The following is a 24,595-nucleotide window of genomic DNA, read 5'->3' as shown; positions in this document are numbered from 1 at the left end:
TTATAGCAATGGGGCTCACCTCTTACCATTCCGAACAGAGAAGTTAAGCCCATTAGCGCCGATGGTACTGCCACTGGTGGGAGAGTAGGTCGTCGCCTTTCTTTTAAACAAAAATCCGATTAGTTTTTTACTAATCGGATTTTTTGTTTTTTAATATTTATTATAAATATTAAAATAGATATTATTAAATTTTTCCTAGTTTATAAATATGCTATTAAGCTTATTTATCTGGTCTTTTAAGAAAATATAATAAAGAATTCTTTTTTAATATGTTTTAATATTGATGTTAAAGGTTTAAATTATATTTAAAATTATTTTTTGAATTAAAAAATAATTAAGATTTTTGATCAATGATTGATGCGATAGAGAAAAATCTTCAAAGAGGTATAAAGTTATTAAATTCCATATCTGATAAGCAATATAGTGACTGTTCAGTACCTCCATATTATTCAAGTATAGGAAATAATATGAGACACGTTTTAGATGTTTTTTCATGTATTTTTAAAGGATTAGATAAAGGTAAAATTGATTTTTCTGATAGAGAGAGAAACGAATTAGCTCAATTAAAAACTGAAGCTGGTATATTATATTTTACAGATGTAATTAACGAACTTCGTTCTTTAAATAAAAATGATTTTGATAAAATAGTTCAAGTCACTGATGATTTAGGCAATGGTAAAATCACCACCAATTATACATTATCCAGTGCTTTAGTTCAAGCACATAGCCATGCTATTCATCATTATGCGAGTATTGGTTTCATTATTGAAAAACTAGGTATAGAATTACCAGATAATGATTTTGGTTATAATCCAACAACTCCACGAAGTGAAAAAAAAATTAAGAGTTTTTAGGAGCATTGGTAATATCTATCTGAATTGCTTGTAAAAGTAATTGAAAACCTAAAATTATAGATAAAGTAATAATCATAATAGTTCCGGTAGGTGTAAATGTATTATTAGAACTATGAATAATCCATGTTTTAAGCCCAAATACTATTCCGAAAATAAATAAAGGAACCCCTATTAATAAATAAACTGATCCAATATTAAAATCATATAAAAAATAACGTTTTACTATTCGTTTGAAAAATGTTACAGTTAAATTTTTTGAAAAAATATAAAGCATTTTAAAAACATTCATATTGGATTTTTCATCTCCATATATAGCAGGCATAGCAATATCAATTATTTGGGCATTCTGAAAATAAAATTCTGCTAATAATGAAGTTTCAAAAAAATATCTATTATGAATTTTAAAAAAGTCAACTTCTCTTAAAATACTTGTTTTTATTGCTAAAAAACCATTTGTTGGATCAAAATTATGCCAATAACCTGTAGCAGCTTTTGTTAGAAAAGAAATACCTAAATTTCCAAATTTTCTCACAAAAGGCATAGCTTTTAGAGCTTTTAAATCTTTAAATCTATTTCCTTTCGTTATTACTGATTTGTTTTCTATAAGTGGATTTAATAAATCAGGAAGATAATTTAAATCCATTTGATCATCAGCATCAACCTTAATAACAATATCGAATTCATTCTCTAAGGCGTACTCAAATCCTTTTTTTGTTGCTCCACCAACACCTAAATTAATTTCATTTTTTAGAGAGATGAATTCAATTTTATTAGAAAGAATTGTTGCTATTTCTTTTTCAGGTAAAGGTTCTTTACCACAATCGTCAACAATTATAACAGAATGAATATAGCCTGGAATTTTAGAAACGACCCTAGTGATTTGCTTTGAAGCATTATAATAAGGAATTATTATAGCTATTTTATGATTTGAAAAATTGGAATTCATCTGATAAATTATAGACTAAAATTTAGTAATTTGGATTTATAATAACTAATATAGATTATTTTTATGAATGTTAAGAAAAGAAACATTTTAATATTATCAGGAATTCTGTTTATAGTCTTACTAATTACATATTCTAATCATTTTAAAAATGGATTTCATTTCGATGACAGTCATACGATTGTAAATAATGTAAATATTAGAAGTATTGAGAATATCCCCAAATTTTTTGTTGATACAAAAATGGTAAGTTCTTCTAAAGATCATTGGGGTTTGAGACCAGTAGTGACAACTACATTAGCTATAGATTATTGGATTGCGGGAGGATTAGACCCTTTTTATTTTCATTTATCAACGTTTATTGTATTTATATCACTTTTAGTGTTGATGTTTTTTATGTTTAAAAAAATAACAACTAATGTAATTCAACACAAGTGGATGGAATACATTTGTTTGTTAGCAGTGGGTTGGTTTGGTATACATACAGTAAATGCCGAAACTATTAATTACATTATTTCGAGATCAGATGTTTTATCAACTTTTTTCATTGTAGTTTCTTTTAGTCTATTCATATTAAAACCTAGTACAAGAAAAAATTACTTATATATTATTCCGGCTATGATTGGAGTATTAGCGAAAGAAACAATTATAGTATTACCAATGCTGTTGTTTGTATATATATTCTTTTTTGAAAAAGATAAGTCTGTAATTGATTTTTTCAAGCTTAAGAACGTAAAAACCTCTTTAAATATAGTTTTAGCGTTAATTCCTTTAATTATTGGTATTGTTATAGTTCAATCCTATACATTAATAAAAACTGGGTCTATTGCAGGCTTATCAAATAATTTGGGTCATTATATTCAAACTCAGCCTTTTGTTTGGTTTCATTATTTCGTAAGCTTTTTCTTACCATTTAGTTTAAGTGGAGATACTGATTGGACTGTTATTCCTAATTTTTTTGATGATAGAATTATCGCAGGATTATTGTTTTTAATAGCTTTAATATATATAACCGTTAAAACTTCTTTACAAAAAAGAACACGACCAATTTCTTTTGGATTACTTTGGTTTATGTTTGCTTTATTACCAACTTCACTAGCACCACTTTCCGAAGTTATGAATGATCATAGAATGTTTTTTCCATTTATCGGATTAACTTTTAGTATTACTTATGCAATTGGTTTATATGTTTTAAAGTTTGAAAATGAATTAAACAGGTCTTTATGGAAAATAAATATTGTTAGAGCTGGGATTTTTGTCGTTTTATTTTCTTTTGCTTACGGGACTTACCAAAGAAACAAAGTTTGGTTAAACGATGAAACATTTTGGTATGACGTAACTCAGAAAAGTCCTAAAAACGGACGTGGTTTGATGAATTACGGTCTTACTCAAATGGCAAAAGGAAATTATCCAGAAGCATCAAGTTATTTCAATAGAGCTCTTAAAATCTATCCAAATTATTACACACTTCATATTAATTTAGGAATTCTTAATTCGGCAACAAAAAATTATAAAAAGGCAGAAGAGTTTTTTAACTCAGCTATAGCGTTAAAACCTAATGATGACTTACCTTATTACTATTACGCAAGAGAATTGAGTAAGAAAGGTGATGTAGAGAAAGCGATGGTATATGGAGAAAAAGCAATTCAGTTAAATCCCTACAATTTAGCAAATAGACATTTACTTATTAGAACTTATTATAGCTTAGAGGAATGGACTAAGTTAAATGATTTAGTAAATAAGACACTAACTATTTTACCGAATGACAAAGTAGCTCTTGATCATAAAGACTTAGCGAAAAATAAAAAAGATAAATTAACTGTGATGGCAGAGGAGGCAGAAATAAATCCTACTGCGGGGAAGTATTTAGAATTAAGCTTGTTATATTACAATAGAGGGATGTTTAATGAGTGTATAAAAACCTGTGAAAAGGCACTTGATTTAAAACCTGATTTTTATCAAGCCTATAATAATATTTGTAGTTCGTACTCATCTATGAAACAATACGAGAAAGCAATAGAAGCTTGTGAAAAGGCTATAGAAATAGCTCCAGATTTCGTTTTGGCTAAAAACAACTTAAATTATGCGAAAAACCAATTAAAACTTCAGAAGTAATGAGTAAAAACACAATTGATAAAGATTATACAGAAAGATTAGTGGACAAACAGTTTGTATGGTGGAAAACATTGTTAGATGTTCAAAGGCCATACAGGTATAATATTAATAAATTAGACTTAGGTTTTACCTTAGATATTGGTTGTGGAATTGGAAGAAATTTACTTCATATTAAAGGAAATGGAGTAGGAGTAGATCATAATAAAGATTCGGTAGCTATTTGTAAAGAAAAAGGGCTAACAGCTTTTACAAATGAAGAATTCTTATCTTCAGAGTATTGTAAAGAAAAATCTTATGATTCGATATTGTTGGCTCACGTTGCTGAACATATGACTGAAGAACAAGCTTCAGATTTATTAAAAGAGTATTTACCATTTTTAAAAGATAATGGGAAAATAGTTGTAATTACGCCTCAAGAAGCTGGTTATGCATCAGATCAAACACATGTACAGTTTACAGATTTTGAAGTTATAAAAAGAATATTTTCGACAATAGGAGTGGAGAATAAGAAGTTTTATTCATTCCCTTTTCCGAGATTTGTTGGTAAGTTTTTTAAGTATAATGAGTTTATATCTGTAGCTCAGAAAAACTAAACGATATTATCTTTATGTCCGAAAGAATAAAAACGCATTAATAATTTAGCAAAACCTTTTCCCCAAATATTTTTAAAAACTTCAAACTCTTCTTGTTCTCGAACTCCAGAGTTTAATGAAACAGATGTTTCTGAGCTTTCGTGAATTCTGTGTTGAATTAGTTTTTTATTAATAAAAGTGAAGCTCCCTTTTTCTTTAGCTAGTTCTAACCAGGCTATCCAATCTAAAACACATTTGTGATTGGGAGAAAACAAACTGTCAGGTTCTTTTATGTTTTTTAAATTTAAAGTTACAGAAGGACAACAAATAGCATCACCAAAAATTAGAATACTTTTCTTAAAAAAATGACGGTGATGAGTTTTTTTAATTAAAAAAGGAAGGAGTAGCGTTTTTTTTATAAAATAATTTAGAGAGTTACTTCTAATTTCATTGCCAATCAAATCATTATAATCAGTAAAAAATAATAAAGAATTTTCTTGTTTGCACGAAGCTTTTAAAATATTCTCGGTGTATTTATCCTCGTATATATCGTCTTGATGAGCGATCGTGGCTAATTTAGTCTTAACTTTAGACAACGCAAAATTCCAATCGTTTCCTATACCGAACTTTCCATTGTTATTAACAAAATACGGAATGCTATATTTATGGGCTACACGTCTAGTTTGTTCAGTAGGTGTAGAAGTGGTAATAATAATATTACTTGGTATAGTTTGTTTTTTTAAATTTAAAATGCAAGATTCTAAAAATGGAGATTCTTTATATGTTGGTATGACGAATGTATGATCTATCAAGAAAAAAGTTTATTCAAAAATAATAATTAATAATTAATATAAATCCAACCTTTTCTTGAGTTATTAATACTATCATTACCAAATTCAAGAGTATAAAAATATGTGCCAACGGGTAATTTTTTACTTGCTTTAATAGTTGCTCTACCGTTAGAAATAGCTTCCCAATTATTCTTGTAATTTGTTGCTTTAAATACAATATTTCCCCAACGATTAAATACCGTTAATTTGTTTTTACGATATAATTCAAGACCTTCAAAAACCAAAGCATCATTTACATCATCCTCATTAGGAGATATTAAATAATTATCGCTTCCTAGTTCTATATCAGAGAAAATAGACCCTATTGTAATTATTTCATATTCATTAGGAATAAATTCGTTTGAAGTAATTTTTCCATTATTTAAATCTCCAGAAACATTAGTGTTACCTAAATCTATCCATTTTTGTTCAGATTTACTCCAACCAACTACTCTAAGGAAATTTAAAACAGGCGAGATATTTTCAATTGAACTAAAAGTATCCCAAGTTAAAGTGACAGTAGTTTTATTATCTCCATCTAAATCCCAAAATTCATAAGTACTGATGTTTTTTAAAAAAACTTGTTTTTCTCCTGTCGTAAAAGTTTCTGAAAATGTTGATGGAGAATTAGGGTCTTCAAAAAAGTAAGCACCATTAAAATAAGTTTCAGTGTTTTGATTGGGTGTAATCATTGGTCTGAATCTATTATCATCACCAATAGGAAAAATAAATTCATTATTCCCAGTTATAGATGCATAACCATCTGTATGTCTATCATCATCTTCTCCAACGTAAAAATCGTGTCTAATAAAATCTAAAGAAACAGGTATTGTATTTCTTGGAGTTAGTACTTTTCCATTAACATATTCTAACTCGTTTTTTATACCTAAAGAAGTATTTAATTGTAAATCATTAATAGCGTCAATTTCAACATTATTAAAGACTGGCCTGTTTTTTCCTGATACTATACGAGTTTCATTATCGCTGTAAAAACCTGTAAAACCAAGGTTGTTTTCAAATTGTCCATCATTAATTAAATCTGTATGAAAACCTATTTCAGCTCCATTGTGCATTTGAATATTTCCAAAATTTTTCAGAGCAGTTTGGCCATTAATTACTACTGCCGTTAAAAACAGCATAAGGGAAAGAATTCTCATTATTCCTATTGGGATTTACTTACTACTTACTTACAATCTATTAGTTTTCTTTTGCAAATGATCATTTTTCAAAATCATTATTATAAATTCAACTTAACTCATAATTAATTAAAAACATATTCACATTTATTTCGACGAATAATCTTTAATTAGGGATTAACTGTGAGCTTAGTCTTTTAAAACGTTGCGAACTTACAAAAAAAAAACTAAATATTATTATAAAACGCTGGTTTTTAGTTATAAAGTGCTTTTTTTGTTGTATTGATTGCAAAATTTCACTTCATTTTATCGTTAATCTCGCTTATTAAGACACAATAAGTTTAATTAAGTCACATTCAGGTAGTTATTTAGTTTTTTTAAGCGGGATTATTTATATGCGGTAAAAAAGACAACTAAACTTTCGTCTAAAATATCATTATCTCTATTTGTATTACCAGATACTCCTAAAGAATAATTAACATTGATAGAAAAACCATTATTATTGAATGAGGTAAGAGTTCCGGAAATGATTCCCATATTTACAGCGTTTTGATTTCCATATCTTAAACCAAAGCATTGGCTATTTGATGAATATCTTGAAATTGAATTAATAGAACTACCACTACCTCCTATGTAAATACTTGCTTGAGTTATAGTACCACTATCATTTCTAGCAAAACCGTTTGCTGTACCAAATGCATTTTGAAGTGTTGCTGTATTAAGACCTCCTGAACCAGCAGAATTTACATTTAAGTTTTCTATATTTGAGTGAGCAATAAATGTTATTTGACTTGGTTGAAAAGGAATTCCATTAATTACTTGATTGAAGTTTGTAGCTGTTGTACCCCCTGGTGCGTTTATTATAAAAAAACCAACATATACGCTTGGACCAGATCTTAACGCAATCCAACTTGTTCCATCAAAATAATAGAATATTTTTTCATCTGTACTATATGCAATTACTGCTTCTACTGGACTAGATACACTTGTAATTTGTGCTGTAGTTCCACTAGGAAAACCAGAAACAGGTGTTCCTGGAAATACTTGAGCTTCTAAAAAAACTGAGGAACTAAATAAGAATAACAATAGTAAATATTTCATTTTTTGCATTATTTTATTTCTTTTTATTGCAGTAGTTTTGTTAGTTTTTTATGAGGTTACAAGTTTTAATTTGTTTTTTCGTAAAAGTTAGTAGTTTTATAAATTGTAAAGTTAATTATCTATAAGAAGGTTTATAGAATATTATTAAATAATTTTCTCATTTTATCCTTAGTGATTTGTTATTTAACATATAAATCGAAATATTTAAAGAAGTATTGAATTTTTGAAACCATTTTTATTTGATGATAAATTGATTTGCATTAATTGTACTTCCAACAGTATAGCCATCTGGATTTGCTCCCCAAGTAAATTGCATAAAATCACTTCCAGTATTTTCATAATACCAAAATTCTATTTTATGCTCACCTGCAGCTAAGGTAACTGTTCCAGATCTAGTTGTAGCTCCTTGATCAAACCAATTTTCAACAACTAAAACATTATCAATATATATTCTAGAACCATCGTCTGATCTAGCATTAAAAGTAAAATTACCTGTATTTTGAACATTAATTGTACCTATATAATGAATTATATACCCATCATTATCTGGAGCTAAATTGGCTCTAGAGGTATTGTCTAATAGGGAGGTAGTTTGACCTTGAGTTGTTGATACTCCCAAAGTTCGTTTGTTATTAATATTAGGTTGAGATGTATTAGTTATATTCCAAGTGTAATATTGTAGTCCATTATTATTATTATTAGTTGCTGTACTAGTACTATTGATTTGTTGCCAGTTATTACCATCACTTTGTAGCCATAAGTTAATAGGACCTATAGTTGTTGAATTATTATTTGTTTGATTTAAATAATTAGAAATATTTAATGTACTCCCAGAAATATTTTTGATAACATAAACTCTTCCGTTACATGTGTTTGCTGGAGGAAGTGTTATTAAAGCATTATTATTAACTATTATAGTATGATGATCTTCTGTTAATGTAATATTTCCTGTAACTATTTCAATTGATTTAGAAATAGAACCAGAAACTTGTAAAGTTGAATTAGCAATATTAAATCCAGTTTGTGGATCATTATAATCACTATCTACAGGAATTTCGTTTGTGTTTAAATTTATACCAAAACGAGTTTTAGCATCTGCAGTATTATTACTTCCTTGAACTCTAAATAATTCCTTATGAAACTGTCCTCTTCTATAATCATACCTTTTAAAAATAATAGGTTCTGCACCGTCATCCCCAATTATAAATTCTAAACGCCCGTCATTAGATGGGCCACCTGAACCTATTTCAAATAAATCTGTAACACCAGAGCTACCTTTAAGTCGAAAACTTCCATTAGAAGTTGTGAAAAACATCGGTTTATAAAATGAAGCACCAGATGCAGCAAATTGTAGTGCAGCAATATTTCCATTTCCGTTCAAATGAACTAAAGGTTGATTTATATCAGTATAATCAGGAAAACCTTGAACAAGTCCTAAAGTAGCCCTTCTACCAAATTCTAAAATAGGTAAATTGTTTGAACGTATTTGCATGCGAACATCATCTATAGTACCTAAAAAATTTGTGTTACTTGTACCAGCATTACCATTTAATAACCAGTTACTTCCACTAGTTGAAACCCAATTCGTTCCATCGTAATAATAAATTATTTTTTGATCTGTACTATAAGCCAAAACACCTTCTACAGGGCTTACAGTTGCTAATATTTGCGCTGTTGTTCCACTAGGAAGACCAGAAACAGGCGTTCCTGGAAAAACTTGAGCAGAAATATATATTGGTATAATTATTATTACTAATGATATAAAACTTCTCATATATAATATTTTTTTATTGGCCGAGATAAATGAAAGTATTAACAACAAGATAAGGTTGATATCTTTCAAAAGACTGATTTAAACCACCACTATTTATAGATACTGTATGAGTATGGCTACCTGTTGTGCTTGTATTTGTAGTTCCATTATTTCCAAAGAAAGTTATATTAGAATCCACATTATTAAAAACTCTAAAGGTTCTTGTTCTTCTTGGAATAGTATGGCTATGATTTCCTGCTACATTAGTGCTTCCAGTAAAATTAATATTGGGTAAATTAGCTTGAGTTAGTGTTGTATTAACTTGTCCACCAGTATCTCCAATGTTTTGTCCAATATTAGGATGTTTAAGAACTCTATTAGATGCATTTGGAAGTGTAATAGAAAAGCCTAAATTATTAGCTGAAGTTTGTGCATTTATTGGTAGATCTGAAATATTTCTACCATTTAATAAATACCAACCTGAATGATCTGCTGTTTGTGCACCATATTTAATATCTCCTATAGTATTTGAAGAAATATTAAAAGGAACCCAAGTCGTACCGTTATAATAATAAAATATCTTTTCATTGGTACTATAAGCTATGGTTGCTTCAACAGGATTTGGAATTGCATTTATTTGAGTTGTTGTACCACTAGGAAATCCTGAAATAGGGGTTCCAGAAAATACTTGTCCGTAATTAATTGACGTAAAAAAAAATATAAATAAGAAGGTTATTTTTTTCATTTTTTATTTTTCAATTTTATAAATCTTTTATAGTAAAATACCAGTCACGATCTACATTATACAAGAAAATATTAGAACCATAAAGTTGTACTGTAAATGTAGTGTTTGTTTGTGCTATAACCTGAGCGGTTATTTGCAAACCAGTAGGGCTTAAAACAGTTAATTGAACTATATAATCTGAGTTACCTCTATCAGGTATTGTAACAGTATAATTACCAGTACTATTTCTAGTTACAGATGTCACTCCTTGAGATCTAATTAGAGCTCCGGTAGTTCCATTTACTTTTCCGAATGCTTTTATAAATGAATCTCCTGTAGCACCTGTCTGTCCAGTAGCACCTGTGTTTCCTGTTGCTCCGGTTTGTCCCGTTGCTCCAGTTTGTCCTGTTGCACCTGTGTTTCCTGTAGCTCCAGTTTGTCCAGTAGCACCTGTATTTCCTGTAGCTCCAGTTTGTCCAGTTGCACCTGTATTTCCTGTTGCTCCGGTTTGTCCAGTAGCCCCTGTATTACCTGTTGCTCCAGTTTGTCCTGTAGCACCTGTGTTTCCTGTTGCTCCGGTTTGCCCAGTAGCACCTGTGTTTCCTGTTGCTCCGGTTTGACCAGTAGCACCAGTATTTCCTGTTGCTCCGGTTTGTCCAGTAGCGCCTGTATTACCTGTTGCTCCAGTTTGTCCAGTAGCACCAGTTTGTCCAGTAGCACCAGTTTGTCCTGTTGCTCCGGTTTGTCCAGTAGCACCTGTATTACCTGTAACTCCAGTTTGTCCAGTTGCACCTGTATTTCCTGTTGCTCCGGTTTGTCCAGTAGCCCCTGTATTACCTGTTGCACCAGTTTGTCCTGTAGCTCCAGTTTGTCCTGTTGCTCCGGTTTGTCCAGTAGCACCTGTGTTTCCTGTTGCTCCGGTTTGCCCAGTAGCACCTGTGTTTCCTGTTGCTCCGGTTTGTCCAGTAGCGCCTGTATTACCTGTTGCTCCAGTTTGTCCCGTTGCCCCAGTTTTTCCTGTTGCTCCGGTTTGTCCAGTAGCACCTGTGTTTCCTGTTGCTCCGGTTTGTCCAGTAGCGCCTGTATTACCTGTTGCTCCGGTTTGACCAGTAGCACCAGTATTTCCTGTTGCTCCGGTTTGTCCAGTAGCGCCTGTATTACCTGTTGCTCCAGTTTGTCCAGTAGCACCAGTTTGTCCTGTTGCTCCGGTTTGTCCAGTAGCACCTGTATTACCTGTAACTCCAGTTTGTCCAGTTGCACCTGTATTTCCTGTTGCTCCGGTTTGTCCAGTAGCGCCTGTATTACCTGTTGCTCCAGTTTGTCCCGTTGCCCCAGTTTTTCCTGTTGCTCCGGTTTGTCCTGTAGCTCCAGTTTGTCCTGTTGCTCCGGTTTGTCCTGTTGCACCTGTGTTTCCTGTAGCTCCGGTTTGTCCAGTAGCTCCAGTTTGTCCCGTTGCCCCAGTTTGTCCTGTAGCCCCTGTATTTCCTGTTGCACCAGTTTGTCCAGTAGCTCCAGTTTGTCCTGTTGCTCCGGTTTGTCCAGTAGCCCCTGTATTTCCTGTTGCTCCGGTTTGTCCAGTAGCACCAGTATTTCCCGTTGTCCCAGTTTGTCCTGTAGCCCCTGTATTACCTGTAGCTCCGGTTTGCCCAGTAGCACCAGTATTTCCCGTTGTCCCAGTTTGTCCTGTTGCACCTGTGTTTCCTGTAGCTCCAGTTTGTCCAGTAGCACCTGTATTTCCTGTAGCTCCGGTTTGTCCAGTAGCGCCTGTATTACCTGTTGCTCCAGTTTGACCAGTAGCGCCTGTATTACCTGTTGCACCAGTTTGTCCAGTAGCCCCTGTATTACCTGTAGCTCCAGTTTGTCCAGTAGCACCTGTATTTCCTGTAGCTCCAGTTTGTCCCGTTGCCCCGGTTTGCCCTGTAGCTCCAGTTTGTCCTGTAGCCCCTGTATTTCCTGTTGCACCAGTTTGTCCTGTTGCTCCGGTTTGTCCCGTTGCCCCAGTTTTTCCTGTTGCTCCGGTTTGTCCAGTAGCACCTGTGTTTCCTGTTGCTCCGGTTTGTCCAGTAGCGCCTGTATTTCCCGTTGCCCCGGTTTGTCCTGTAGCTCCAGTTTGTCCTGTTGCTCCAGTTTGTCCAGTAGCACCTGTATTTCCTGTTGCTCCGGTTTGTCCAGTAGCCCCTGTATTACCTGTTGCTCCAGTTTGTCCTGTAGCCCCTGTATTACCTGTTGCACCAGTTTGTCCTGTAGCTCCAGTTTGTCCTGTTGCTCCGGTTTGTCCAGTAGCACCTGTGTTTCCTGTTGCTCCGGTTTGCCCAGTAGCACCTGTGTTTCCTGTTGCTCCGGTTTGACCAGTAGCACCAGTATTTCCTGTTGCTCCGGTTTGTCCAGTAGCGCCTGTATTACCTGTTGCTCCAGTTTGTCCAGTAGCACCAGTTTGTCCTGTTGCTCCGGTTTGTCCAGTAGCACCTGTATTACCTGTAACTCCAGTTTGTCCAGTTGCACCTGTATTTCCTGTTGCTCCGGTTTGTCCAGTAGCGCCTGTATTACCTGTTGCTCCAGTTTGTCCCGTTGCCCCAGTTTGTCCTGTTGCTCCGGTTTGTCCAGTAGCACCTGTGTTTCCTGTTGCTCCGGTTTGTCCCGTTGCTCCAGTTTGTCCTGTTGCACCTGTGTTTCCTGTAGCTCCAGTTTGTCCAGTAGCACCTGTATTTCCTGTAGCTCCAGTTTGTCCAGTTGCACCTGTATTTCCTGTTGCTCCGGTTTGTCCAGTAGCCCCTGTATTACCTGTTGCACCAGTTTGTCCTGTAGCTCCAGTTTGTCCTGTAGCTCCAGTTTGTCCAGTAGCTCCAGTTTGTCCAGTAGCACCTGTGTTTCCTGTTGCTCCGGTTTGCCCAGTAGCACCTGTGTTTCCTGTTGCTCCGGTTTGACCAGTAGCACCAGTATTTCCTGTTGCTCCGGTTTGTCCAGTAGCGCCTGTATTACCTGTTGCTCCAGTTTGTCCAGTAGCACCAGTTTGTCCTGTTGCTCCAGTTTGTCCAGTAGCACCTGTATTACCTGTAACTCCAGTTTGTCCAGTTGCACCTGTATTTCCTGTTGCTCCGGTTTGTCCAGTAGCGCCTGTATTACCTGTTGCTCCAGTTTGTCCAGTAGCACCAGTTTGTCCTGTTGCTCCGGTTTGTCCAGTAGCACCTGTGTTTCCTGTTGCTCCGGTTTGTCCCGTTGCTCCAGTTTGTCCTGTTGCACCTGTGTTTCCTGTAGCTCCGGTTTGTCCAGTAGCTCCGGTTTGTCCAGTAGCTCCAGTTTGTCCCGTTGCCCCGGTTTGCCCTGTAGCTCCAGTTTGTCCCGTTGCCCCAGTTTGTCCAGTAGCTCCAGTTTGTCCTGTTGCTCCGGTTTGTCCAGTAGCACCTGTATTTCCTGTTGACCCAGTTTGTCCAGTAGCTCCAGTTTGTCCCGTTGCTCCAGTTTGTCCTGTTGCACCTGTGTTTCCTGTAGCTCCAGTTTGTCCAGTAGCACCTGTATTTCCTGTAGCTCCAGTTTGTCCAGTAGCACCTGTATTTCCTGTTGCTCCGGTTTGTCCAGTAGCGCCTGTATTACCTGTTGCCCCAGTTTGTCCTGTTGCTCCGGTTTGTCCAGTAGCACCTGTGTTTCCTGTTGCTCCGGTTTGCCCAGTAGCACCTGTGTTTCCTGTTGCTCCGGTTTGACCAGTAGCACCAGTATTTCCTGTTGCTCCGGTTTGTCCAGTAGCGCCTGTATTACCTGTTGCTCCAGTTTGTCCAGTAGCACCAGTTTGTCCTGTTGCTCCGGTTTGTCCAGTAGCACCTGTATTACCTGTAACTCCAGTTTGTCCAGTTGCACCTGTATTTCCTGTTGCTCCGATTTGTCCAGTAGCGCCTGTATTACCTGTTGCTCCAGTTTGTCCCGTTGCCCCAGTTTTTCCTGTTGCTCCGGTTTGTCCAGTAGCACCTGTGTTTCCTGTTGCTCCGGTTTGTCCAGTAGCACCTGTGTTTCCTGTAGCTCCGGTTTGTCCAGTAGCACCTGTAGCTCCAGTTTGCCCAGTAGCACCAGTATTTCCTGTTGCTCCGGTTTGTCCAGTAGCACCAGTTTGTCCTGTTGCTCCGGTTTGTCCAGTAGCACCTGTATTACCTGTAACTCCAGTTTGTCCTGTAGCCCCTGTATTTCCTGTTGCACCAGTTTGTCCAGTAGCTCCAGTTTGTCCTGTTGCTCCGGTTTGTCCAGTAGCACCTGTATTTCCTGTTGACCCAGTTTGTCCAGTAGCTCCAGTTTGTCCCGTTGCTCCAGTTTGTCCTGTTGCACCTGTGTTTCCTGTAGCTCCAGTTTGTCCAGTAGCACCTGTATTTCCTGTAGCTCCAGTTTGTCCAGTAGCACCTGTATTTCCTGTTGCTCCGGTTTGTCCAGTAGCGCCTGTATTACCTGTTGCTCCAGTTTGTCCCGTTGCTCCAGTTTGTCCCGTTGCTCCAGTTTGTCCCGTTGCTCCAGTTTGTCCTGTTGCACCTGTGTTTCCTGTAGCTCCGGTTTGTCCAGTAGCTCCAGTTTGTCCCGTTGCTCCGGTTTGTCCAGTAGCACCTGTATTACCTGTAACTCCAGTTTGTCCAGTTGCACCTGTATTTCCTGTTGCTCCGGTTTGTCCAGTAGCGCCTGTATTACCTGTTGCTCCAGTTTGTCCCGTTGCCCCAGTTTTTCCTGTTGCTCCGGTTTGTCCAGTAGCACCTGTGTTTCCTGTTGCTCCGGTTTGTCCAGTAGCACCTGTAGCTCCAGTTTGCCCAGTAGCACCAGTATTTCCTGTTGCTCCGGTTTGTCCAGTTGCGCCTGTATTACCTGTTGCACCAGTATTTCCAGTAGCTCCAGTTTGTCCTGTTGCACCAGTGTTTCCTGTAGCTCCGATTTGCCCCGTGGCACCAGTGTTTCCTGTAGCTCCGGTTTGCCCAGTAGCACCTGTGTTTCCTGTTGCTCCGGTTTGTCCAGTAGCACCTGTATTTCCTGTTGCTCCGGTTTGTCCAGTAGTACCTGTAGCTCCAGTTTGCCCAGTAGCACCAGTATTTCCCGTTGTCCCAGTTTGTCCTGTAGCACCTGTGTTTCCTGTTGCTCCAGTTTGTCCAGTAGCACCTGTATTTCCTGTTGCTCCAGTTTGTCCTGTAGCCCCTGTATTACCTGTTGCCCCAGTTTGTCCAGTAGTACCTGTATTACCCGTTGCCCCAGTTTGTCCTGTAGCCCCTGTATTACCCGTTGCCCCAGTTTGCCCAGCAGCACCAGTATTTCCCGTAGCCCCGGTTTGTCCAGTAGCCCCTGTATTACCTGTAGCTCCAGTGCTTCCTGTTGCTCCGGTTTGTCCAGTAGCACCTGTATTTCCTGTAGTTCCAGTGTTACCCGTTGCTCCGGTTTGTCCAGTAGCACCTGTGTTTCCTGTAGCTCCAGTTTGCCCAGTGGCACCAGTTTGTCCTGTTGTACCTGTGTTTCCTGTAGCTCCAGTTTGTCCAGTAGCCCCTGTATTACCTGTTGCTCCGGTTTGTCCAGTAGCACCTGTATTTCCTGTTGCTCCAGTTTGCCCAGCAGCACCAGTATTTCCTGTTGCCCCAGTTTGTCCTGTTGCTCCGGTTTGTCCCGTTGCCCCGGTTTGTCCAGTAGCACCTGTATTACCTGTTGCCCCAGTTTGTCCTGTTGCTCCGGTTTGTCCTGTTGCCCCAGTTTGTCCTGTTGCTCCGGTTTGTCCTGTAGCTCCAGTTTGTCCTGTTGCTCCAGTTTGTCCAGTAGCACCAGTTTGTCCTGTTGCTCCGGTTTGTCCAGTAGCACCTGTATTACCTGTAACTCCAGTTTGTCCAGTGGCACCAATTTGTCCTGTTGTACCTGTGTTTCCTGTAGCTCCAGTTTGTCCAGTAGCCCCTGTATTACCTGTTGCTCCAGTTTGTCCCGTTGCCCCGGTTTGCCCTGTAGCTCCAGTTTGTCCTGTTGCCCCGGTTTGTCCTGTTGCACCTGTGTTTCCTATAGCTCCAGTTTGCCCTGTGACACCTGTAGCTCCAGTACTACCATTACATATGTAAGTGGTTCCATCAATTTCAAGAGGATCAAGAACACCGTTTTTATTATCATCAGAACCGTAATCTATTCTTTGCCCTCCTGAAATACAGTTTGTTCCAGCAGGCTCTATAGTTGTATTTATTATAGAATTATTTCCGTTAATTCCATTCGATCCGTTTACTCCTGTAGCTCCAGTTGCACCCGTAGCACCATTACATATGTATTTTGTTCCATCAATTTCAAAACTGTCAAGAATCCCATTGTTATTGTCATCGATACCATATTCTATTTTTTGTCCCCCCGTAGGACAATTAATTCCGATAGGTTCCTGAGTTGTATTTATAATTGAGTTACTTCCATCCAATCCAGGAGCTCCTTGTGCTGCTATATCAGCGATAGACACGGAAAGAGTACCATTACTATCGGTTATTTCTAAATTTCCTCCATTTATTCTAAAAGATATATTTACTTCATTTTTAGGGTCATTGTCATCATCTTTTATTAAAGAAGAAAGATCCACTGAATTACCATCAGAAAGAGTTAAAATGTTAGTGTTAGAATCAAAAAGTAGTTGTCTAGCTCCTCCAGAAGTACACAGGCTAGTCCATTTATCTCCAGTATACTGATATACGCATTTGTCATCAGTGTTATAAACTAGAGCACCTTCTAATGGAGTAATTCTATTCATTTGAAGAGTTGATACTCTTGTAAGCACGAAAACTTTCTCAGAACTTTCTAATTCAAGTAAAGAGTTGATATCTATAGTGTTGGGATTATCACCAACTTTTACTTGTGAATAACTAGAAAATCCTAATATTGCTATTAAAATAGTAATGATTTTCTTCATAATCGGGGTAATTTTTATTGCATAAATGTAATAAAATTGTATTGTATATTTTTAGACACACAAAACGTAAAATAGTCACAAATACTTGATTTGCAGTGTGTATTTGGGTTAGGAAGTTGTTTTTGTTCTTTTATTGGATGATTTTTATCGATGAAATGTAATTTTTAATTGTTTCATACACTTTAGTTTGGATTTTAGTTAGTTTATATTGTTAAATTTAAGATGGAATACATAATGTATTTTGATTTATTGAAATTTTTTAATTGAAGAAATGTAGTTTTTAAGTTCAAACATTTCTAAAATAAATTTTTTTGTGCTTTTGTATGGGACTTTATTTGTTTTATGATTTATAATTGCTATTTGAAATAAGGATTCCCAATGAGTTCTAATAGCTTTCAGTGCCTGAAAGTAAGAAAATTTTTTGGAATCATAAATGTGGGTTGGTTCTGCTATAATCCCATTAATTTCTAAAACTTTAAAATCTGTTCCATTTTCTAAATTTTCAAAAGAATTATATTTTAAATCTACTCTTCCATAATACCATCCATTGATAGAATTACTTAAATGATCAAATGTTTCTTCTAGTTCTTTTGATATTAAGTGGTTTCCATTTATAAATTGAGTTCCTTTAGAGTGATTACCTATAACAGTGAGTTTAATTATTTTTCCAATTTCAGGAATAGTTTTTAAATTTGTGGCATGAATTTTTTCAAGTAAATTTAAATACATAGATGCTCTATCATCGTTTGTGATTAACTCTCTTAGTGTTGATTTTCCATCTCCAGTAACTGTTAAAAATTTTTTAAGAGTAATTGAGCTTATGTAACCTTTATCTTTATTTGGATTTCTGTGATAAAAAATACCACACTCATTTTCATGAAGTAAAAATTCTTGAATAATTATATCAATAGGATAGTTTATTAAATATTGTTCTAATTCACTTTCAGTATTTATTTTCTTAACTAGTAAGCCTCTAAATCCAATATCTGGTTTAGCTATTAGTGGGAAAGTAATTTTTTGAATTTTTAATTCATTAATTACAGTTTTAAATTCACTATTAGGCTTTATTAAAATTGATTTTGGGCGATATTTTTCAGGTACTAATTGGATGGTTTTGAATTTACTTTCTGTACCATTTCCTGAACTCTTTATAGCTGGATTTGCAGCACTGAAAAATGCAGGGTGTTTAGCTCTAATTGCTAAATAAAAAGCATAGGGTAGATTAGGGACATAAAACATTAACGAAGGCCAATATTCCCAGTTTCTTATTTTTTCAAATTTTGTTTTAGTCATTAATCTTCAAATAAAGTATCTAATAAAGATTTAAATGTTTTAAATCCAAAGTAAACCGTATATAATATTAGCAAAATACCTAAAAACAATAAAACATATGCTATAATTATTTTAGGCATCTCTTTAAAAGCTCTTTGAGCTCTAAAAGCCAAGCTTAATATAACAGGAGAAATAACTAATAATGATAATAAAATTAGAAATTTCTTAATTGGTTTTTCATAAGATTTATCTGTCATTTGCATTATATTTACTTATAGCTTCTCTAACATTTCCATATTTGTTTAATAGTTCTTTGGCTGTGCGTTGGTCTATATTTAATTCTGAAACTAACATTTTTTCACCTCTTTCCACTAATTTTTTATTGGATAGTTGCATGTCTACCATTTTATTTCCTTTGACTTTACCTAGTTGTATCATTGAAGTCGTAGAAATCATATTTAAAACTAATTTTTGTGCTGTACCAGCTTTCATACGTGAACTACCAGTTACAAATTCAGGTCCAACAATTACTGTAATAGGAAATTTAGCGGTTAAAGCTAAAGGACTTTTTTCATTACAAGTAATACATCCTGTTACTATATTATTATCATTACATTTTTTTAAAGCATTAACTACATAAGGAGTAGTACCAGATGCTGCTATTCCTATAACAATGTCTTTTTCTGAAACTTTATAATTTACAAGATCTAACCATCCTTGTTCAGTAGAATCTTCTGCAAATTCTACAGCTTTACGAATAGCAGTATCACCACCTGCAATTAAACCAATAACAAGATCATGAGAAACACCAAATGTAGGAGGGCATTCAGAGGCATCTACAACACCTAATCTACCACTAGTACCAGCACCAAGATAAAACAAGCGCCCATTATTTTTTAGTTTGTTAACAGCTACTTCTACCAATTGTTTTATTTGTGGAATTGCTTTTTCCACTGCATTAGGTACAGTTTTATCTTCATTATTAATATTAACTAATAATTCTTCAAGATCCATTTTTTCAAGATCTTCATACTTAGAATCTTGTTCGGTAGTTTTAAAAAATTTCATACACCAAATTTACAATTTATTCTTCTTAAGATGGTGACTAAAATTGATTAGAAGTGTCTAATATTTAAATCAATAAAAAATCAAAATATGGAAACATTAACAAATTCACTTTCAAATTTTTATAATTCAATTGCTTCAGGTTTTGGAGATTGGGGATTGAAATTACTAGGAGCTTTAGCAGCTTTAATTCTAGGTTTATGGGTTATAAGAATGATCATGAAAGGAATTTCAAGAGTATTTGAAACAAAACATGTAGATGAAACTTTGCGTCCGTTTTTAATAACACTAATAGGTTTTGCTTTAAAAGCATTATTATTAATTTCAATTGCAGGAATAGTTGGTGTTCCTACTGCGTCTTTTGCGGCTGTTATAGCAGCGGCAGCTTTTGCAATAGGAAGTGCATTTAATGGATCTCTTGGACATTTGGCATCTGGTGTAATGCTTTTAATTTTTAGACCATTTAAGGTCGGTGATTTAATTAAAACAAATGGAGCTTTTGGTTTTGTGAAAGAGATTTCTGTTTTTGTTACGGTAATAGAAACTTTTCAAAATGAAACTGAAATTATTCCAAATTCAGCAATTACATCAAATAAAATAACAAACTTAACAGCAATAGGTAATTTAAGAGTAGATATGCCTTTTGCTATTAGATATGGATCTGATATAGAAAAAGCAAAGCAAATCGTTCTTGATGTTTTAAGAAATGATGTAAATGTTTTAAGTGGAGAAGGGAAGGAGCCAAGAGTTGCAGTAAATAATTTAGGAGTTAATAGTGTTGAGTTGTTAGCTTTACCTTATGTAGATTGTAATAATTATTGGGATGTATATTGGGATACTCGTCAGAAGATTGTAGAAGCTTTAGGCGCAGCAGGATATGAAGCTCCATTACCGCAAAGAATAGTAACTATGAATAAATAAGTCAAATTTGTGTCAACTTATTTCAGGACGAGACACACAATAATAAAAAAGCCGGTTATATAACCGGCTTTTTTTATATTTTAAAATGTCTCGTCCTGAAATAGCGTTACACAAATTTGTAACCTTATGAACGACAACATTTACCGCAAACGTACTCAGAAAGATTATACGATGAGTTTTAAACTTTCGGTTGTATCGGAAGTAGAAAAAGGCGAATTAACCTACAAACAAGCTCAACTTAAATATGGGATTCAAGGAAGAAGTACTGTTTTAGTATGGTTGAGAAAATATGGTAACTTTGATTGGACTGATCAAACACCATCTAATATGCCAAAATCACCAGAACAAAAATTATTAGAGTTAGAGCAAAAATTACGTCAATTAGAAAAGCAAAACAATCGTTTAAAAGCTCAAGCAGCAGCATCAGAGAAGAAAGCGATACTGTTTGATATGATGATTGATTTAGCTGAGAAAGAGTATAATATTCCTATTAGAAAAAACTCCAAAACCGAGTAATTGATATGTTTGTTTTACAAAAGAAAGAAAGTATTTCTTCTACCTGTAAATTACTTGGGTTTAGCAGACAGGTCTATTATCAAGCTAACTATAGAGTTAAGAAATCTCAATCAATAGCCAATAAGGTTGTTGAATTGGTTAAGCGTGTAAGAATGGAACAACCAAGGATTGGGACAAGAAAACTGTATTATCTTCTTTCGGAGGAATTAAGCAGTTTAGCTGTTGGAAGAGATCGATTATTTGATATTTTACGAGCTAATAAACTATTGATAAAACGACAAAAGAGTTATCACATTACAACCAACTCTCATCATCGTTTTAGAAAACATACTAATCTTATTGAAAATCTGGAAATAAATAGACCAGAACAAGTATGGGTAGCAGATATTACATATTTAGGCAATCGTAAGAACCCTATGTATTTATCATTAATTACAGATGCATATTCTAAGAAAATCATAGGATATCATTTGGATAAAACTTTAGAAGTAAGCTCAACGGTAAAAGCCTTGGAGATAGCTATGAAAAATAGAGTATATCCAGAGAAGGAACTTATCCATCATTCAGATAGAGGATTGCAGTACTGTAGTAACATCTATCAAAATATTTTATCAAAACATAATATTAAATGTAGTATGACAGAATCATACGATCCATATCAAAATGCGATAGCTGAACGGGTTAATGGAATCTTAAAACAAGAGTTCTTTATTGCTACCACAAATCTAGATATTAAGATAATGAAGAAAATAGTAAAGCAATCAATAACTATTTATAACTCTAAAAGACCGCATTGGTCATGTCATTTTAAAACTCCTAACCAGGCACATCAACAAAATAAAATGAAGATAAAATCATATCGAAAAAAAACATCATCTAAAGCTATAGCTTTAGATGATGTTTAATATATTTAATCAATAAATAACTGTAACGGTTATTTAGGACTAGTCAAAAAGTATAAAATTTATACTTCTGTTAATATCGCGTTTAAAGTTTCATTAGGTCTCATGAAACTATCAGCTGAATTATCATTTGGTACATAGTATCCACCTATTTCAATAGCTTTACCTTGTACTTCGTTTAATTCATTTACAATTTTATCTTCGTTAGCTTTCATATTTTCAGCTACAGAAGCGAATTGTGTTTTTAATTCTTCGTTTTTAGATTGATTAGCTAATTCTTCAGCCCAATACATAGCTAAATAGAAATGACTACCTCTGTTATCTAATTCTCCAGCTTTTCTAGAAGGAGATTTTTTATTATCTAATAACTTCTCAATAGCGTCATCTAAAGTTTCAGCTAAAACTAACGCTTTATCGTTATTGTTAGTTTGTCCTAAGTGTTCTAAAGAAACAGCTAAAGCTAAGAATTCACCTAAAGAATCCCAGCGTAAATGATTTTCTCTAACAAATTGTTGTACGTGTTTAGGAGCAGATCCACCAGCACCAGTTTCAAATAAACCACCACCATTCATTAAAGGAACAATAGATAACATTTTAGCAGAAGTACCTAATTCTAAAATAGGGAATAAATCTGTTAAGTAGTCACGTAATACGTTTCCTGTAACAGAAATAGTATCTTCTCCGTTTTTAACTCTTGCTAAAGTATATGAAGTTGCTTCAGAAACAGATTTGATTAAAATTTCTAATCCAGTTGTATCATGTTCTGGTAAGTAAGCTTCTACTTTTTTAATTAATTCAGCATCGTGAGCTCTATTTTTATCTAACCAAAATACTGCAGGAGCTTGCATAGCTTTAGCTCTAGTTACAGCTAGTTTTACCCAATCTTTAACTGGAGCATCTTTAGTCTGACACATTCTCCAGATGTCTCCTTTTTCAACAGTATGCTCAATTAAAGTATTTCCTTCGCTATCGATTACAGAAACTTTTCCATCAGCAGCTATTTCAAAAGTTTTGTCATGAGATCCATATTCTTCTGCTTTCTTTGCCATTAATCCTACATTAGGAACAGTTCCCATTGTTGTTGGATCAAAAGCGCCATTTTCTTTACAGAATTGAATAGTAGCTTGGTATAATGAAGCATAAGAACTATCTGGAATTACAGCTTTAGTATCTTGTTGCTTTCCTTCTTTATTCCACATTTGACCAGAAGTACGAATCATAGCTGGCATAGAAGCATCAATAATAACATCTGAAGGAACATGTAAATTTGTAATTCCTTTATCAGAATCTACCATAGCTAAATCAGGATTGCTAGCGTAAACAGCTTCAATATCAGCTAAAATTTCAGCTTTCTTTTCAGCAGAAACTTCTTCTAAATTGCTTAATAAGTTTCCAAAACCGTTATTAACGTCAACTCCAATTTCTTCAAAAGTTTCACCATGTTTAGCAAAAACGTCTTTAAAGAAAGTTCTTACTGCATGTCCAAAAATAATTGGATCAGAAACCTTCATCATTGTAGCTTTCATGTGTAAAGAAAATAAGATACCTTGATCTTTAGCATCTTTAATTTCTTTATCTAAGAAAGCTAATAAAGCTTTTTTATTCATAACAGAAGCATCAATAATTTCTCCTGCTAATAAAGTAGTGCTAGCTTTTAAAACGGTTTCAGAACCACTAGCATCTGTATGTACTATTTTAACATCTGTAGCATTAGAAACTGTTACAGATTTTTCGTTGTGAGCAAAGTCATTTTCTCCCATTGTAGCTACGTGAGTTTTAGAGTCTGAACTCCAAGCTCCCATAGAATGTGGATTTTTCTTTGCATAATTTTTAACTGCTTTAGGTGCACGACGATCAGAATTTCCTTCACGTAACACAGGATTTACTGCAGAACCTTTTACTTTGTTATATAAAGCTAAAACTTTTTTGTCTTCTTCAGTTTCAACTTCTTCAGGATAATCAGGTAAAGCGTAACCTAAAGCTTGTAGTTCTTTAACAGCTGCTTTTAATTGAGGAACAGAAGCACTAATATTTGGTAACTTTATAATGTTAGCTTCTGGTTTTGTAGCTAATTCTCCTAAAAATGCTAATGCATCTTCTACTTTTTGATCTTCTGTTAAGTATTCAGAAAAGTTTGCTAAAATTCTACCAGCCAAAGAAATATCTTTAGTTTCAATTTCTATGTTAGATGATTTTGTATATGCTTTTACGATAGGCAAAAACGAACGGGTAGCAAGCGCTGGAGCCTCGTCTGTTTTTGTATACATAATTTTTGCAGTTGCGCTCATAAATTATCTAGTTATTTTAATTTGAAGTGATGCAAATTTAAGTATTACAATTGGTTTTTTTAAAGTTAATTTCTTATTAAAAAAAAAGTTAACTCTTATTTGGGATTTGTTATATATGAAACAAAAAAAAAGCAATGCTTTATGCATCGCTTTTTAATATTTTTAAAAGACAGATTAGATTCTTCTTTCTTTGATTCTTGCTTTCTTACCAGTAAGACCTCTGAAGTAGAAAATTCTAGCTCTACGAACTTTACCTCTTTTGTTAATTTCAATCTTTTGAATAGATGGTAAATTAACTGGGAAAATACGCTCAACTCCAACTGTACCAGACATTTTTCTGATTGTAAAAGTTTCAGAAGAACCACTTCCTCTTCTTTGAATTACAACTCCTCTAAAGAACTGAGTACGAGTCTTGTTTCCTTCTTTAATTTCGTAGTATACAGTAATTGTATCTCCTGCTGCGAATTCTGGTAAATCGTTTCTTGTTACGAATTCGTCTTGAACAAATTTAATTAAATCCATTTGTTTAAAATCTTGTAGTTTTAACAAAACAACATTCACGATTCTCGTCAGAGGTTGATTTTGCGAGTGCAAATATAGAACATATTTTTAAGTAATTATGAAAAAAATGAAATTAAATTACTGTAAAAAAAGTTTCTTAATGTATTAATAAACTATTGATTAATAGTTAAAAGAGTTTTTTTTAATGATGATTTTTTAAAACCT

At 34.4% G+C, this 24,595-nt stretch carries 18 protein-coding genes, 1 rRNA gene and 1 pseudogene (1 of these 20 cut by a window edge); 6 read left to right on the top strand and 14 right to left on the bottom strand.

Going from position 1 to position 24,595, the window contains the following annotated elements; all coding sequences use genetic code 11:
* Positions 1-101: ribosomal RNA gene (gene rrf, locus ACSIGC_RS04000) — 5S ribosomal RNA — on the top strand (it extends 8 nt beyond the left edge of the window).
* A 249-nt stretch (positions 102-350) separates the two neighbouring features.
* Complete coding sequence (locus ACSIGC_RS03995; protein ID WP_442266871.1) at positions 351-854, top strand: DinB family protein; 504 nt, start codon at positions 351-353, stop codon at positions 852-854.
* Here the strand turns inward: ACSIGC_RS03995 and ACSIGC_RS03990 are convergent.
* A complete protein-coding gene (locus ACSIGC_RS03990; RefSeq protein WP_442266870.1) occupies positions 841-1,800 on the bottom strand; it encodes a glycosyltransferase family 2 protein in 960 nt (319 codons plus the stop codon). The two genes, ACSIGC_RS03995 and ACSIGC_RS03990, sit on opposite strands and share 14 nt — an antisense overlap.
* 63 nt (positions 1,801-1,863) lie before the next feature.
* Between ACSIGC_RS03990 and ACSIGC_RS03985 the strand changes: the two genes are divergently transcribed.
* Entirely contained in the window at positions 1,864-3,912 is a 2,049-nt protein-coding gene (locus ACSIGC_RS03985; RefSeq protein ID WP_442266869.1) for a tetratricopeptide repeat protein, read from the top strand.
* Positions 3,912-4,505, top strand: coding sequence for a class I SAM-dependent methyltransferase (locus tag ACSIGC_RS03980; protein WP_442266868.1), 594 nt, complete (start codon positions 3,912-3,914; stop codon positions 4,503-4,505). The genes ACSIGC_RS03985 and ACSIGC_RS03980 overlap by 1 nt, the downstream gene beginning before the upstream one ends.
* Here the strand turns inward: ACSIGC_RS03980 and ACSIGC_RS03975 are convergent.
* From ACSIGC_RS03975 to murQ, 11 genes and pseudogenes are all read right to left on the bottom strand, one after another.
* A complete protein-coding gene (locus tag ACSIGC_RS03975) occupies positions 4,502-5,296 on the bottom strand; it encodes a glycosyltransferase (protein WP_442266867.1) in 795 nt (264 codons plus the stop codon). The two genes, ACSIGC_RS03980 and ACSIGC_RS03975, sit on opposite strands and share 4 nt — an antisense overlap.
* A 26-nt stretch (positions 5,297-5,322) precedes the next feature.
* Positions 5,323-6,453, bottom strand: coding sequence for a gliding motility-associated C-terminal domain-containing protein (locus ACSIGC_RS03970; RefSeq protein ID WP_442266866.1), 1,131 nt, complete (start codon positions 6,451-6,453; stop codon positions 5,323-5,325).
* Positions 6,454-6,837: 384 nt separating this feature from the next.
* Complete coding sequence (locus tag ACSIGC_RS03965; protein ID WP_442266865.1) at positions 6,838-7,551, bottom strand: hypothetical protein; 714 nt, start codon at positions 7,549-7,551, stop codon at positions 6,838-6,840.
* Between the two features lie 235 nt (positions 7,552-7,786).
* Complete coding sequence (locus tag ACSIGC_RS03960; RefSeq protein ID WP_442266864.1) at positions 7,787-9,325, bottom strand: PA14 domain-containing protein; 1,539 nt, start codon at positions 9,323-9,325, stop codon at positions 7,787-7,789.
* Between the two features lie 13 nt (positions 9,326-9,338).
* Complete coding sequence (locus tag ACSIGC_RS03955; protein WP_442266863.1) at positions 9,339-10,049, bottom strand: hypothetical protein; 711 nt, start codon at positions 10,047-10,049, stop codon at positions 9,339-9,341.
* Between the two features lie 16 nt (positions 10,050-10,065).
* Positions 10,066-10,293, bottom strand: a complete 228-nt coding sequence (locus tag ACSIGC_RS03950; RefSeq protein WP_442267777.1) for a hypothetical protein — start codon at positions 10,291-10,293, stop codon at positions 10,066-10,068.
* A 53-nt stretch (positions 10,294-10,346) separates the two neighbouring features.
* The gene (locus ACSIGC_RS03945; protein ID WP_442266862.1) at positions 10,347-16,013 is read right to left on the bottom strand and encodes a hypothetical protein; all 5,667 of its coding nucleotides are present in this window, start codon (positions 16,011-16,013) and stop codon (positions 10,347-10,349) included.
* A 70-nt stretch (positions 16,014-16,083) separates the two neighbouring features.
* Positions 16,084-16,746 (bottom strand): annotated as a pseudogene (locus tag ACSIGC_RS03940) (DUF7151 family protein); the annotation flags it as partial.
* Between the two features lie 405 nt (positions 16,747-17,151).
* Positions 17,152-18,198, bottom strand: coding sequence for a D-alanine--D-alanine ligase (locus tag ACSIGC_RS03935; protein ID WP_442266861.1), 1,047 nt, complete (start codon positions 18,196-18,198; stop codon positions 17,152-17,154).
* Positions 18,198-18,434, bottom strand: coding sequence for a DUF6095 family protein (locus tag ACSIGC_RS03930; protein WP_442266860.1), 237 nt, complete (start codon positions 18,432-18,434; stop codon positions 18,198-18,200). The genes ACSIGC_RS03935 and ACSIGC_RS03930 overlap by 1 nt, the downstream gene beginning before the upstream one ends.
* Complete coding sequence (gene murQ / locus ACSIGC_RS03925) at positions 18,424-19,245, bottom strand: N-acetylmuramic acid 6-phosphate etherase (RefSeq protein ID WP_442266859.1); 822 nt, start codon at positions 19,243-19,245, stop codon at positions 18,424-18,426. Before murQ ends, ACSIGC_RS03930 begins: the two co-directional genes overlap by 11 nt.
* An 87-nt stretch (positions 19,246-19,332) precedes the next feature.
* Between murQ and ACSIGC_RS03920 the strand changes: the two genes are divergently transcribed.
* Complete coding sequence (locus ACSIGC_RS03920; RefSeq protein ID WP_442266858.1) at positions 19,333-20,163, top strand: mechanosensitive ion channel family protein; 831 nt, start codon at positions 19,333-19,335, stop codon at positions 20,161-20,163.
* Between the two features lie 126 nt (positions 20,164-20,289).
* Positions 20,290-21,584, top strand: a protein-coding gene (locus ACSIGC_RS03915) for an IS3 family transposase (protein WP_442266462.1) whose coding sequence is annotated in 2 segments (ribosomal slippage) — positions 20,290-20,656 and positions 20,656-21,584 — 1,296 coding nt in all. Because the reading frame shifts where the segments join, the coding sequence is not laid out codon by codon here.
* Between the two features lie 59 nt (positions 21,585-21,643).
* Here the strand turns inward: ACSIGC_RS03915 and ACSIGC_RS03910 are convergent.
* Both ACSIGC_RS03910 and rplS read right to left on the bottom strand, forming a co-directional pair.
* Complete coding sequence (locus ACSIGC_RS03910) at positions 21,644-23,869, bottom strand: NADP-dependent isocitrate dehydrogenase (RefSeq protein ID WP_442266857.1); 2,226 nt, start codon at positions 23,867-23,869, stop codon at positions 21,644-21,646.
* A 174-nt stretch (positions 23,870-24,043) separates the two neighbouring features.
* Positions 24,044-24,391: a 50S ribosomal protein L19 gene (rplS, locus tag ACSIGC_RS03905; protein ID WP_442266856.1), complete on the bottom strand. Its 348-nt coding sequence runs from the start codon at positions 24,389-24,391 to the stop codon at positions 24,044-24,046.
* Between the last annotated feature and the right edge of the window lie 204 nt (positions 24,392-24,595).

The sequence above is a fragment of the Tenacibaculum aquaeponti genome (assembly GCF_052084715.1).
Classification (GTDB): domain Bacteria; phylum Bacteroidota; class Bacteroidia; order Flavobacteriales; family Flavobacteriaceae; genus Polaribacter.
The sequence above is the reverse complement of the archived record's forward strand: the minus strand, read 5'-3'. Positions and strand labels throughout refer to the sequence as shown.